Source organism: Ruegeria lacuscaerulensis, assembly GCF_013033355.1.
Classification (GTDB): domain Bacteria; phylum Pseudomonadota; class Alphaproteobacteria; order Rhodobacterales; family Rhodobacteraceae; genus Ruegeria; species Ruegeria lacuscaerulensis_A.
The window spans coordinates 1-14,429 of sequence record NZ_WQDY01000007.1; the positions used below are offsets into that span (position 1 = coordinate 1).

A 14,429-nucleotide genomic window follows, 5' to 3' on the forward strand; every position below is an offset into this window, starting at 1 on the left:
CAATCGTGCCGATGTTGACGTGCGGTTTTGTACGCTCAAACTTTTCCTTTGCCATGATGGCCTCCTTTTTCGGTAATGAAGGGAGCCCGTGAACCGGACCCCCTCAAATCTTTGGTTATGCGTATTTCGCCTGGATCTCGTCCGAGATGTTCTGCGGAACCGGATCGTAGTGATCGAACTGCATGGTGAACTGGGCACGGCCCGACGACATCGAACGCAGAGTGTTGATGTAGCCGAACATGTTCGCCAGCGGAACGAACGCATCGATCGCGATCGCGTTGCCGCGCGGTTCCTGACCAGACACCTGGCCACGACGCGAGGTCAGGTCGCCGATGATACCGCCGGTATATTCTTCCGGAGTGATCACTTCGACCTTCATGATCGGTTCCAACAGTTTCGCGCCAGCTTTGCGCATGCCTTCACGCATACACATACGGGCCGCGATTTCGAACGCCAGAACGCTCGAGTCAACGTCGTGGAACTTACCGTCCAGCAGGGCAACCTTGAAGTCGATCACGGGGAAGCCAGCCAGCGGGCCGCTATCCATGACCGAGTTGATGCCTTTTTCAACACCCGGGATGTATTCCTTCGGAACGGCACCACCAACGATGCGGCTTTCGAACGAATAACCTTCGCCTGGCTCGGTCGGCTGGATTTCCAGCTTAACTTCACCGAACTGACCCGAACCACCCGACTGTTTCTTGTGGGTGTAGGTGTGCTCGACCGGCATCGAGATGGTTTCACGATAGGCCACCTGCGGTGCACCAATGTTCGCTTCAACCTTGAACTCGCGCTTCAGACGGTCAACCAGGATGTCCAGGTGAAGTTCGCCCATGCCCTTCATGATGGTCTGACCGGATTCCAGGTCAGTTTCCACACGGAAGGACGGGTCTTCGGCGGCCAGACGGGCCAGACCCTGGGACATCTTCTCTTGGTCGCCCTTGGTTTTGGGCTCAACCGCGATCTCGATGACCGGATCGGGGAAAGTCATGGTTTCCAGAACGACCGGCTCTTTCGCGTCACACAGGGTGTCACCGGTGGTGGTGTCTTTCAGACCTGCCAGCGCGATGATGTCGCCTGCAAACGCTTCTTCGATCTCTTCCCGGTTGTTCGAGTGCATCATCATCATACGACCGATGCGCTCTTTCTTACCTTTGGTCGAGTTCAGGATCGAGTCACCCTTGTTCATGGTGCCCGAGTAGATCCGGGTAAAGGTCAGCGAGCCAACGAAGGGGTCGTTCATGATTTTGAACGCCAGACCCGAGAAAGCCATATCGTCGTCTGCACGACGGGCGATGTCACGAACTTCTTCCTCGTCGCCGGGTTTGAAGCCCATGTAATCAACGACGTCCAGCGGGCTGGGCAGATAGTCGATCACAGCGTTGAGCAGAGGCTGAACGCCTTTGTTCTTGAACGCCGAACCACCCAGAACCGGAACAAACGCGATGTCCAGAGTACCTTTGCGCAGCAGGGCGCGCAGGGTCGGAACGTCGGGCTCATTGCCTTCCAGGTATTCCATCATCGCGTCGTCGTCCATTTCGACGGCCGCTTCGATCATCTTGCCGCGCCATTCGTCAGCCATGTCTTTCAGGCTGTCGCGAATCGGTGCTTTGATCCAGCTTGCGCCCAGATCTTCGCCCTGCCACAGCCACTCTTCCATGGTAACCAGGTCGATCAGACCTTCCAGCTCAGACTCGGCGCCGATCGGAATACCAACCGGAACGGCGCGTGCGCCGGTGCGGTCTTCGATCATGCGAACGCAGTTGAAGAAGTCTGCGCCGATCTTGTCCATCTTGTTGACGAAAACCATACGCGGAACCTTGTAGCGGTCAGCCTGACGCCACACGGTTTCGGTCTGGGGTTCAACACCGGCGTTTGCGTCCAGAACGCAGACGGCACCGTCGAGAACCGCCAGCGAACGCTCAACTTCGATGGTAAAGTCAACGTGGCCGGGGGTGTCGATGATGTTCAGGCGGTGCTTGGGGGTATCGGCGGTCTGACCGTCCTCGGTGCGCTCCCAGAAAGTGGTGGTCGCAGCCGAAGTGATGGTGATGCCGCGCTCCTGCTCCTGCTCCATCCAGTCCATGGTGGCTGCACCATCGTGCACCTCACCGATGTTGTGGGATTTACCAGTGTAATACAGGATACGCTCCGAGCAGGTGGTCTTACCTGCGTCGATGTGCGCCATGATACCGAAGTTACGGTATAGTTCGAGCGGATATTCGCGTGCCATTTTGGATAAGCCTCTGGATTACCAACGGTAGTGGCTGAAGGCTTTGTTCGCCTCGGCCATCTTGTGGGTGTCTTCGCGCTTCTTCACGGCAGTACCGCGGGACTGTACAGCGTCCAGCAGTTCACCGGCGAGGCGTTCTTCCATGGTGTTTTCGTTGCGGCCACGGGCGGCGGTGATCAGCCAGCGGATGGCCAGTGCTTCGCGGCGCTCGGGGCGTACTTCGACGGGAACCTGATAGGTTGCACCGCCAACCCGGCGCGAGCGAACCTCGACCGACGGTTTGATGTTGTCGAGCGCTTCGTGGAACACTTCGACAGGTGCGCGCTTGATCTTGTTTTCAACGCGGTCAAAGGCGTTGTAAACGATGCGCTCTGCGACCGACTTCTTGCCGTCGATCATCAGGTTGTTCATGAATTTGGTCAGAACCTTGTCGCCAAATTTGGCGTCAGGCAGGACTTCGCGTTTTTCGGCGGCGTGACGACGTGACATATCAGCCTCTCCTTCTTACTTGGGACGCTTCGCGCCGTATTTCGAACGACGTTGCTTACGATCTTTGACGCCCTGAGTATCCAGAACACCGCGCAGGATGTGGTAACGCACACCGGGAAGGTCTTTTACACGGCCGCCACGGATCAGAACAACCGAGTGTTCCTGCAAGTTGTGGCTTTCACCGGGGATGTACGAGATGACCTCGAACCCGTTGGTCAGGCGCACTTTGGCAACCTTACGCATAGCCGAGTTCGGCTTTTTCGGTGTGGTGGTGTACACACGGGTGCAGACGCCGCGTTTCTGCGGGCACTGCTCCAGGTGCATGGACTTCGAGCGTTTTACTTTGGGCTGCCGCGGCTTGCGGATCAGCTGTTGAATAGTTGGCATTCCGGTTTCTTCCCCGTTTTGCAACACACATGACATGCACGCGCATTGCGTGCGGTTAAACTTTGCTGCACTCATGCGTCCACAAGCGCAAAACCCGCGAGCGTTCCCATTCCGAGGTGAACGTCGCGGTTGGTTATCAGAGGACGCGAACTGCAAAATTGTTCGGGTCTTGACCAGTCCATTACTGAGATCGGTTTTGAGGCGGCCCCCGGTACCGAGATGGGCGCGTATTAAGGGGAGTCGGCGCAAGTGTCAACAGTACACCGGACCCGTCGCATATCAGCCTGCATTCCGTTGACTTATACGGTCCGATCGTCGGCCGCCAGTGCTGCTTGCCATTGCGGGTTCGGGGGCGCAGGGGCATAGTCGGGGACAACGCCACGCACCACGGATGACCCATGCAAATCATCGGCCTGTGCCGCTTTTCCTACCCCGCCCATGGCGGCTTTCAGGTCGAACATGACACGATCGAGGAACGGCGCGCCTATCTCTACCACCCTACCCGGCTGGAAGAGAGGTTTCGCCTGTTTGAAACCACCACCCTGCCCTGTCTGCGCGAACAGACGGATGGAGATTTCCAATTGCTCATCGTGATCGGGGATTGCCTGCCGAAACCCGCATTTGATCGGCTGCACGACCTGACCGCAGGCATGAAACAGGTGCAGATCATCGCCCGTCGCCCCATGCGCCACCGCCGGGTGATGAAAGAGATCCTGAACGCTGCGCGTCACGACCCCAACGCGCCCTGTATCCAGTTTCGCCATGACGACGACGACGCCGTGTCGGTGGATTTCGTCGAACGGCTACGTATCGCCGCTGACGAAGGCGGTGCGCTGATGCGCAACCACAAAACGGTCGCCATCGACTATAACCAAGGGTTCCTGGCGCGGTTCGGGCCCGAGGGCATTCACGCCGCGCAGGTGTTTCAACCGCTGCTGGGGATCGGGTTTGCCATGTACGTGCGGGGTGGAAGTGACCTGACAATCATGAATTTTGGGCATCACCGGATCGGTAACTACATGCCAGTGATCAGCTATCCAGACGCGCCGATGTGGGTGCGCACGCTGAATTCGTTCAACGATTCACCCCATGCCCGCAAAAGCAACACCCAGCTTGCACCCCTGACCCCCGAACAAGAGGGCGAGTTCATCGCCCGCTTTGCCATCGATCAGGACGCCGTGCGTCGAGTTCACTCGGCTGCATGAGCCGCACGTTCGCGGAATAGAGTAAACAGGCCGGCGCCGACGACCAAAACAGCGCCAGCCATGGTGACGGCATCAGGCCAATCTCCGAACACGACCCAGCCCAATGCCAGCGCCCACAGTAGACTGGAATAACGGAATGGCGCGATGAAACCCACATCGCCCTCGCGCATGACCATAACGCTGCACAGATACCCGATCAGCACAAACACCGCAGCGCAGGCGATCATCACCCCCGCGTCGAATGGGACAGGTTGCCAGCCCGTGGTCGCAGAGGCGATCCCGGCCGACACCGTAATAGTAACCGATGTCGCCAGCGTCACCGTCAGCGAAGGCACATGAACGGACATGCGCCGCGTGATCAGATCCCTCACAGTGACGGACAATACCGCAATCAGAGCGTAGATGGCATAGATACTGAAACCTTCGGGACCCGGCCGGACAATCAGTAGCATGCCAGTAAAGCCCAACCCGATAGCCACGATCCGGCGCCAGCCGATTTGCTCCCGAAAGAACAGCACCGCGCCTAAAGTCACTGTCAGTGGTAGCGCCTGCAACACGGCGGTCACATTGGCCAATGGCATGTGCAACAACGCAGTCAAAAAGAAGAACGTGGCCGACAACTCGGCCAAACAACGCGCGGCGATCAGCCATTTGTCGTGGCGTGGAAAGTTCAGATGCAAAGCCCCCAAATGCCGCGCCAAGAGATAGACCAGAACCGTCGCCAAAGCCCCGCGCATCGCCACCATCTGGAACAAAGGCACCTGCTCCCCTGCCAGCTTGATCAGCGTATCATTGATGGTAAAGCCCGCCATGCTGCCCATCATCAGCAGGGCGCCTTTTATGTTTGGAGACATGGAAACCGAACTCAGATATTTTCGTGCTCATTCGCGGGGATGACGCGCTGCAAGTCAATAGACGTGGCTGGAAAAGTGAATTGCAGATCGCACCAATGTGTTGAACGGTTTGACCATTCTAAAGCTAATTTTCTGGAGACATTGTGTTTGAGAAGAATTCTCAAGGTTTTGGTCAGCGACCACATCGCTACCAAACCCGTGGTGATCAGCCGCAACCAAAGGCGCGCGTGACACAGTCGAAAACCCGCAGACCTCAGCCTGGCCCGACCCCTATCAGATTTGACTTAGTGTTTTGGGGCGCTCTCAGCTCGTTGTTGTGTTTTTCCTATTTTTCAACCTTCAAGCAATTTCTGATCTGGCACCGGAATCCGTGAAAAACGGTGACACGCCGGGCGCGTTTGGAGTGCCTGTTGCCATATTGACCATTGTTTGGATCGCCGCCATTCCAGTCTTGTTTGTTCGCGGCGTCTATCGAAGTGCGCTAAGCGGAAAACTACTTCTTAATTGGTTTGCGACGGGCGCGTTTGTGGAGGTTGCGCTTGGCGTTCTGTTCCTGAATCTGAGCACTTGAACGCACATCTGTCGCATTGCCTGAGCCCACCGTGCGCCTTTTTTGATACGATCGGCGCTCTGTTCGGCAAGACCACAACAACAAAAAAAGGCCCCGCGTTTCCGCAGGGCCTGTTCTTTGCTCTGAAACCGCGTTTATTCGCGGCTTTCGGGGGCGTCGACCACGATGTCCAGCTCATCACCGACCATGTCGTCGTCAATAACCGGAGCAGCCAGAGCAGCGGCTGCTTCGGCCTCTTCCCGGCGCGCCTCGATGACGACGTTGTCGCGACCTTGGGCCACCTGACGCACGGCCTGAGTCGCGCCACCGGTACCAGCGGGGATCAGACGACCAACGATGACGTTCTCTTTCAGGCCAACCAGCTTGTCTTTCTTGCCCTGAACCGAGGCTTCGGTCAGCACGCGAGTGGTTTCCTGGAACGACGCCGCCGAGATGAACGAACGCGTTTGCAGCGAGGCTTTGGTGATCCCCAGAAGGATCGGCTCGCCCTGTGCCGGACGACCACCGCGGGCGATGGTCTTCTCGTTGGCCGCGTCGAACTCTTGCTTGTCGACATGCTCGCCTTTCAGCAGGGTGGTGTCGCCTGAATCCAAAATCTCCCACTTCTGCAGCATCTGGCGCACGATAACCTCGATGTGCTTATCGTTGATCTTCACGCCCTGCAGACGATACACGTCCTGCACCTCGTCGATCATGTAATCCGCCAGCGCTTCGACACCCATGATGGACAGGATGTCATGCGGAGCAGGGTTACCGTCCATCAGGTACTCACCCTTCTGGATGAAGTCCCCTTCGGCGACCGGGATGTGCTTGCCCTTGGGCACCATGTATTCAATGGTCTCCATGGACTCGTCAGCCGGCTCGATGCTGATGCGGCGCTTGTTCTTGTAGTCGCGGCCAAAGCGCACGTAACCATCGGCTTCTGCGATGATCGCGTGATCTTTCGGACGACGGGCTTCGAACAGTTCGGCCACACGCGGCAGACCACCGGTGATGTCCTTGGTCTTGGCGCCTTCACGCGGGATACGCGCGACAACGTCACCAGCTTCGACAGTTTGACCATCTTCGACCGACAGGATCGCATCCACCGACATCGGATAGTGAACCGGGTTGCCCGCATCGTTGCGGACTGGTTCGCCATCTTCACCGACCAGAATGATCTCGGGCTTGAGGTCGCTGCCTTTGGGGGCGGCGCGCCAGTCGATCACGATCTTCTGGGTCATACCGGTTGCATCGTCGGTCTCATCCCGGACAGCGATGCCCGAAACAAGGTCGACATATTTCGCGGTACCGGCTTTCTCGGCGATGATCGGCAGAGTGTAGGGATCCCATTCATACAGCTTGTCGCCGCGAGCAACCTTGGCGCCATCCTTGACGAACAGCTTGGAGCCGTAGCCCAGCTTGAAGCTGGCACGCTCTTCGCCGTGTTCGTCGTTGATCACCAGCTTCATGTTCCGGCCCATGACCAGGCTTTCGCCTGCGGCATTGATCAGAATCTGCGGGTTCTCGAACGCGACAACACCTTCTTGGTTCGCTTCCTGGAACGACTGCTGACCACCTTGCGCAACGCCACCGATGTGGAAGGTCCGCATGGTCAGCTGTGTACCGGGTTCACCGATCGACTGCGCGGCGATGATGCCGACAGCCTCACCCGTGTTCACCATGGTACCGCGTGCAAGGTCACGGCCGTAGCAGGTGGCACAAACGCCTTCCTCGGACTCACAGGTCAGAGGCGAGCGGATGCGCATCGAGGCAACGCCAGCTTCGTCAATGGTGTCGGCCATGCGTTCGTCGATCAACTGACCGGCTGCAACCAGAACCTCATCGGTGCCCGGACGCAGAACGTCGTCGGCAGATACACGGCCCAGCACGCGCTCGGCCAGCGAGGCAACAACCTCACCGTCATTCACGGCGGCTTCGGCAGTGATCGCACGTTCGGTGCCACAGTCGATCTCACGAACGATACAGTCTTGCGCCACATCCACCAGACGACGGGTCAGGTAACCCGAGTTCGCCGTCTTCAGAGCGGTATCCGAAAGACCCTTACGGGCACCGTGGGTCGAGTTGAAGTACTCGAGAACGGTCAGACCTTCTTTAAAGTTCGAGATGATCGGCGTCTCGATGATGTCACCGTTCGGCTTGGCCATCAGGCCGCGCATACCGCCCAGCTGTTTCATCTGAGTGACCGAGCCACGCGCGCCCGAGTGGGCCATCATGTAGACCGAGTTCGGTTCCTGCTCAGAGCCGTCCGCTGCCCGATCCGACGACGAAATCGTCGACATCATGGCCTCGGTTACGCGGTCGTTACACTTCGACCAGGCATCGACAACTTTGTTGTACTTTTCGCCCTGAGTAATCAGGCCGTCCATGTACTGCTGTTCAAAGTCCTTCACCTGACCGCGGGTGTCATCAACAATGCCCCACTTGTCGTCCGGAATGACCATGTCGTCCTTACCGAACGAGATGCCCGCCTTGAACGCTTCTTTGAAGCCCATCGACATGATCTGGTCACAGAAGATAACCGACTCTTTCTGACCGCAGTAACGGTAGACGGTGTCGATCACCTGCTGCACTTCTTTCTTCCGCAGCAGGCGGTTGACCAGTTCGAACGGCGCTTTGTTGTTCATCGGCAGCAACGCACCCAGACGCAGACGGCCCGGAGTGGTTTCATAACGCTTCTGAACTTCGTTGCCTTCGTCGTCGATCTGCGTGATCCGCGCGGTGATTTTAGAGTGCAGATGCACCTCACCCGCGTCCAGCGCGTGCTGAACTTCTTCGATCGAACCAAAGACTTTGCCTTCACCCGGCATGCCTTCGCGTTCCAGGGTCACGTAGTAAAGACCCAGGATCATATCCTGCGACGGAACGATGATAGGCGCGCCGTTAGCAGGCGACAGAACGTTGTTCGTCGACATCATCAGCACTCGCGCTTCCAACTGGGCCTCAAGGCTCAGCGGGACGTGAACGGCCATCTGGTCCCCGTCGAAGTCGGCGTTAAAGGCCGAACAGACCAGCGGGTGCAGCTGGATGGCTTTACCTTCGATCAGAACGGGCTCGAACGCCTGAATGCCAAGACGGTGCAGCGTCGGCGCACGGTTCAGCATGACAGGGTGTTCGCGGATCACCTCGTCGAGGATATCCCACACTTCGGGACGTTCTTTTTCGACCAGTTTCTTCGCCTGTTTCACGGTCGAAGACAGACCTTTGGCTTCAAGGCGCGAGTAGATGAACGGCTTGAACAGCTCCAGCGCCATCTTCTTGGGCAGACCACACTGGTGCAGCTTGAGTTCCGGACCTGTCACAATGACCGAACGGCCCGAGAAGTCGACGCGTTTACCCAGAAGGTTCTGACGGAAGCGACCCTGTTTCCCTTTCAGCATGTCCGACAGCGATTTCAGCGGACGCTTGTTGGCGCCGGTGATCACGCGGCCACGACGGCCGTTGTCGAACAGAGCGTCCACGGATTCCTGCAACATCCGCTTTTCGTTGCGGACGATGATGTCAGGCGCGCGCAGTTCGATCAGACGCTTCAGACGGTTGTTCCGGTTAATGACGCGGCGATACAGATCGTTCAGATCCGAGGTCGCGAAACGGCCACCATCCAGCGGAACCAGCGGACGCAGTTCCGGCGGAATGACCGGGATCACGGTCATCACCATCCACTCGGGACGGTTGCCCGACTCGAGGAAGGATTCAACAACTTTCAGACGCTTGATGATCTTCTTGGGCTTCAACTCGCCGGTCGCTTCGGCCAGATCAGCGCGCAGTTGCTCGGCTTCGGCTTCCAGATCGATTTGGGCCAGCATCTCACGGATGGCTTCGGCACCGATATTGGCGGTGAACGCGTCCATGCCATAGGCATCCTGCGCATCCATGTACTCTTCTTCGGTCAGCATTTGGCCGTAAGTCAGGTCAGTCAGACCGGGCTCGATGACGACATAGTTTTCAAAGTACAGAACACGTTCCAGATCGCGCAGCGTCATATCCAGCATCAGACCGATGCGGGACGGCAGCGATTTCAGGAACCAAATATGTGCGACGGGCGCGGCCAGTTCGATGTGGCCCATACGCTCACGGCGGACTTTTTGCAGGGTGACTTCCACACCGCATTTCTCGCAGACAACGCCGCGATATTTCATCCGCTTATATTTGCCGCACAGACATTCGTAATCTTTGATCGGGCCAAAAATACGCGCGCAGAACAGGCCGTCACGTTCAGGCTTGAACGTCCGGTAGTTGATGGTTTCGGGTTTCTTGATCTCGCCATAGGACCAAGACAGAATCCGCTCGGGCGACGCCAACGAGACCTTGATCTCGTCAAAGACCTTCGGGGGCGTCAGCGGGTTGAACGGGTTGTTGGTGATTTCCTGGTTCATTTGTTACCTCAAATCTTGCGGAAGGGGGGACGGGAGAAAGGGCAGCGCCCTTACTCCTCAACCTCCGCATCCAGGAGTTCCATATTCAGGCCGAGGCCACGGACTTCTTTAACCAGAACGTTGAACGATTCCGGTACGCCCGCTTCAAAGTTATCCTCGCCCTTGACGATCGACTCATAGACCTTGGTCCGGCCGGCGACGTCATCCGATTTCACGGTGAGCATCTCCTGCAGGGTGTAGGCGGCGCCGTAAGCTTCCAGAGCCCAGACTTCCATCTCACCAAAGCGCTGACCACCGAACTGCGCCTTACCACCCAGCGGCTGCTGGGTAACCAGGCTGTACGGCCCGGTCGAACGCGCGTGGATTTTGTCGTCCACAAGGTGGTGCAGTTTCAGCAGGTACTTGATGCCCACGGTGACCGGACGTGCGAATTGCTCACCGGTGCGACCGTCGAACAGAACCGACTGACCGCTTTCCGAGAAGCCCGCACGCACCAGCGCGTCGTTGACGTCCGCCTCTTTGGCACCGTCAAAGACCGGGGTTGCGATCGGAACACCGCGGGTCACGTTGCCCGCAGCCTCGATCAGGCCATCCTCGTCCAGACCGGTGATGCCTTCTTCGTAGACATTCTCGCCATAAGCCAGCTTCATCGCTTCGCGCACCGGGGTCAGATCGCCGGACCGGCGGTATTCACCCAGAGCGTCGTCGATGTTCAGACCCAGACCGCGTGCGGCCCAACCCATGTGGGTTTCAAGAATCTGACCAACGTTCATACGCGAAGGCACACCCAACGGGTTCAGACAGAAGTCGACCGGCGTACCATCGGCCAGGAACGGCATGTCTTCCATCGGAACAACCTTGGAGATCACACCTTTGTTCCCGTGACGACCGGCCATCTTGTCGCCCGGCTGCAGCTTACGCTTCACGGCGATGAAGACTTTGACCATCTTCATCACGCCCGGCGGCAGGTCGTCGCCACGGCGAACTTTCTCGACCTTGTCCTCGAAACGGGCGTCCAGAGCGCGTTTCTGCACTTCGTACTGCTCGTTCAGAGCCTCGACGATCTGTGCGTCCTGCTCGCCTTCCAGCGCGAGTTGCCACCACTGACCACGGGTCAGGGTTTCCAGCAGTTCCTCGGTGATCACCGAGCCCGGCTTGACGCCTTTCGGGCCTTTCACAGCGGTTTTACCCAGGATCAGACCTTGCAGACGCGCATAGATGTTGCGGTCCAGGATCGCCAGCTCGTCGTCCCGGTCACGGGCCAGACGTTCGACTTCCTCACGCTCGATCTGCAGCGCACGTTCGTCTTTCTCAACGCCGTGACGGTTGAAGACGCGGACCTCAACGACCGTACCGTAATCGCCCGGCTTCACGCGCAGCGAGGTATCGCGCACGTCGGATGCTTTCTCACCAAAGATGGCGCGCAGCAGCTTTTCTTCCGGGGTCATCGGGCTTTCGCCCTTCGGAGTGATCTTGCCGACCAGAATATCGCCCGGCTCAACATCCGCGCCGATGTAAACGATGCCCGCCTCGTCGAGGTTGCGCAGCGCTTCTTCACCGACGTTCGGGATGTCGCGGGTGATCTCTTCCGGACCCAGCTTGGTGTCACGAGCGGCGACTTCAAACTCCTCGATATGGACCGAGGTAAAGACGTCGTCACGCGCGATACGTTCCGAGATAAGGATCGAGTCTTCGTAGTTGTAACCGTTCCACGGCATGAACGCGACGACCACGTTCTTACCCAGGGCCAGCTCACCCATATCGGTCGACGGACCATCGGCAATGACCTCGCCCTTCTGGACAGTGTCACCCACCTTGATCAGCGGACGCTGGTTGATGCAGGTGTTCTGGTTCGACCGCTGGAATTTGCGCAGACGATAGATGTCAACGCCCGCATCGCCCAGTTCCAGATCCTCAGTCGCGCGGATAACGATACGCTGGGCATCGACCTGGTCGATGATACCAGCGCGTTTCGCCTGAATCGCAGCGCCTGAGTCGATCGCAACCTTTTCCTCGATCCCGGTGCCAACCAGCGGCGCTTCGGCGCGCAGCAGCGGAACCGCCTGACGTTGCATGTTCGAGCCCATCAGAGCGCGGTTGGCGTCGTCATTTTCAAGGAACGGGATCAGCGATGCCGCGACCGAAACCAGCTGTTTCGGCGACACGTCGATCAGGTCAACATTCTCACGCGGGGCAAGCGTGTAGTCACCAGCCTGACGGGTCGAAACCAGATCGTTGATGAACTTGCCATCCGCATCCAGCGTCGCGTTCGCCTGCGCCACGGTGTGACGCATTTCTTCGGTCGCGGACATGTAGTGAACCTCATCGGTCACCTCAGCGTCTTTGACGACGCGGTACGGTGTTTCGATGAAGCCATACTTGTTCACGCGGGCAAAGGTGGCCAGCGAGTTGATCAGACCAATGTTCGGACCTTCCGGCGTTTCAATCGGGCACATCCGGCCGTAGTGGGTCGGGTGCACGTCGCGCACCTCAAAGCCCGCACGCTCACGTGTCAGACCACCCGGCCCAAGCGCCGACAGGCGGCGTTTGTGGGTGACTTCCGACAGAGGGTTGGTCTGGTCCATGAACTGCGACAGCTGCGACGAGCCAAAGAATTCGCGAACAGCAGCCGCAGCCGGTTTCGCGTTGATCAGATCCTGAGGCATGACAGTGTCGATCTCGACCGACGACATACGCTCTTTGATCGCGCGCTCCATGCGCAGCAGGCCGACGCGGTACTGGTTTTCCATCAGTTCGCCGACCGAGCGCACACGACGGTTGCCCAGGTGGTCGATATCGTCGATGTCGCCCTTGCCGTCACGCAGTTCCACCAGCGCTTTGATGCAGGCCACGATGTCTTCGCGACGCAGGGTACGCAGGGTGTCCGGCGCGTCCAGAGCCAGACGCATGTTCATCTTCACGCGGCCAACAGCGGACAGATCATAGCGCTCGCTGTCGAAAAACAGCGTGTCGAACAGGGCCGACGCAGCCTCAACGGTGGGCGGCTCACCCGGACGCATGACGCGGTAGATGTCCATCAGCGCGGTGTCGCGGCTCATGTTCTTGTCCTGAGCCATGGTGTTGCGCATGTAGGGGCCGACATTGACGTTATCGATGTCCAGAACCGGGATGTCGGTGATGCCCGCATCCATCAGATCCTTGACAGTGCCACCAATCAGGTCGCCGTCCTTGTCGTATTCCAGGGTCAGTTCATCACCGGCTTCGACATAGATCGCGCCGTTTTCTTCGTTGATGATGTCCTTGGCGACGTACTTCCCAACGATGTTGTCGAAGGGAACCAGCAATTCGGTAACGCTGCCTTCGTCTATCAGCTTTTTGACCGCGCGCGGAGTGACTTTCTTGCCCGCTTCGGCAATCACTTCACCCGATTTCGCGTCGATCAGGTCGTATGTCGGACGAGTGCCGCGGACACGCTCGGGGAAAAACGGCGTGACCCAGCCTTTCTTTCCATCCAGTTTGTAGGACACGGTGTTGTAATACGCGTCCATGATCGCTTCCTGATCCAGACCCAGCGCATAAAGCAGGGTCGTCACAGGCAGTTTGCGGCGACGGTCGATACGGGCAAAAACGATGTCTTTGGCGTCGAACTCAAAGTCCAGCCAGCTGCCGCGATACGGGATGATGCGGCAGGCGAACAGCAGTTTACCGGACGAGTGGGTCTTGCCCTTGTCGTGGTCAAAGAACACACCGGGCGAGCGGTGCATCTGGCTGACGATCACACGCTCGGTGCCGTTCACGATGAACGTACCGTTCGGCGTCATCAGGGGCATGTCGCCCATGAACACGTCCTGTTCTTTGATGTCTTTGACCGACTTCGCGCCGGTATCTTCATCGACATCAAACACGATCAGACGCAGAGTGACCTTCAGCGGTGCGCTGTAGGTCATGTCGCGCTGCATGCACTCTTCGACGTCGTATTTGGGTTTTTCCAGATCGTATTTCACGAACTCCAGAACGGAGGTCTCGTTGAAATCCTTGATCGGGAAAACCGACTGGAACACGCCTTTGATGCCTTCGCCGTCAGTGGGCTGTTCTGCATCGCCGGAGCGCAGGAAAAGATCATAAGAAGATTTCTGTACCTCAATGAGGTTCGGCATTTCCAACACTTCGCGGATTTTGCCGTAGTATTTACGAAGACGTTTCTGGCCAAGGAACGTTTGAGCCATGTCAGATGTCACCTTTCAAGTTCTCAGCGGGCAAAGACACCGTCGGGCCCCGGCATCCTGCACATTCGAGACGACACGTCCGGATCAATTCGTGGCCACCGTCCCGAAGGCAGCCTCCCGATCCACG

The 14,429-nt window shown here is 58.0% G+C and carries 7 protein-coding genes; 1 reads left to right on the forward strand and 6 read right to left on the reverse strand.

The window, feature by feature from the left end; genetic code table 11:
• Positions 1–115: 115 nt before the first annotated feature.
• Genes fusA through rpsL form a run of 3 tightly spaced genes read right to left on the reverse strand, consistent with a single transcriptional unit; the run spans position 116 to position 3,109 of the window.
• Positions 116–2,233, reverse strand: a complete 2,118-nt coding sequence (gene fusA, locus GOW48_RS13075; RefSeq protein ID WP_170754422.1) for an elongation factor G — start codon at positions 2,231–2,233, stop codon at positions 116–118.
• 18 nt (positions 2,234–2,251) lie between these two features.
• The gene (gene rpsG / locus GOW48_RS13080; protein ID WP_039529242.1) at positions 2,252–2,722 is read right to left on the reverse strand and encodes a 30S ribosomal protein S7; all 471 of its coding nucleotides are present in this window, start codon (positions 2,720–2,722) and stop codon (positions 2,252–2,254) included.
• Positions 2,723–2,737: 15 nt separating this feature from the next.
• Positions 2,738–3,109: a 30S ribosomal protein S12 gene (rpsL, locus tag GOW48_RS13085; RefSeq protein ID WP_005621086.1), complete on the reverse strand. Its 372-nt coding sequence runs from the start codon at positions 3,107–3,109 to the stop codon at positions 2,738–2,740.
• 398 nt (positions 3,110–3,507) lie between these two features.
• On the opposite strand from rpsL, the gene GOW48_RS13090 reads away from it, so the two are divergent.
• A complete protein-coding gene (locus GOW48_RS13090) occupies positions 3,508–4,314 on the forward strand; it encodes a putative rhamnosyl transferase (protein ID WP_170754424.1) in 807 nt (268 codons plus the stop codon).
• Here the strand turns inward: GOW48_RS13090 and GOW48_RS13095 are convergent.
• The 3 genes from GOW48_RS13095 to rpoB form a co-directional block, all read right to left on the reverse strand.
• Positions 4,299–5,168, reverse strand: coding sequence for a DMT family transporter (locus tag GOW48_RS13095; protein WP_170754426.1), 870 nt, complete (start codon positions 5,166–5,168; stop codon positions 4,299–4,301). The two genes, GOW48_RS13090 and GOW48_RS13095, sit on opposite strands and share 16 nt — an antisense overlap.
• Positions 5,169–5,873: 705 nt before the next feature.
• Positions 5,874–10,115: a DNA-directed RNA polymerase subunit beta' gene (gene rpoC / locus GOW48_RS13105; protein WP_170754430.1), complete on the reverse strand. Its 4,242-nt coding sequence runs from the start codon at positions 10,113–10,115 to the stop codon at positions 5,874–5,876.
• Between the two features lie 50 nt (positions 10,116–10,165).
• Positions 10,166–14,302, reverse strand: a complete 4,137-nt coding sequence (gene rpoB, locus GOW48_RS13110; RefSeq protein WP_170754432.1) for a DNA-directed RNA polymerase subunit beta — start codon at positions 14,300–14,302, stop codon at positions 10,166–10,168.
• Positions 14,303–14,429: the final 127 nt, after the last annotated feature.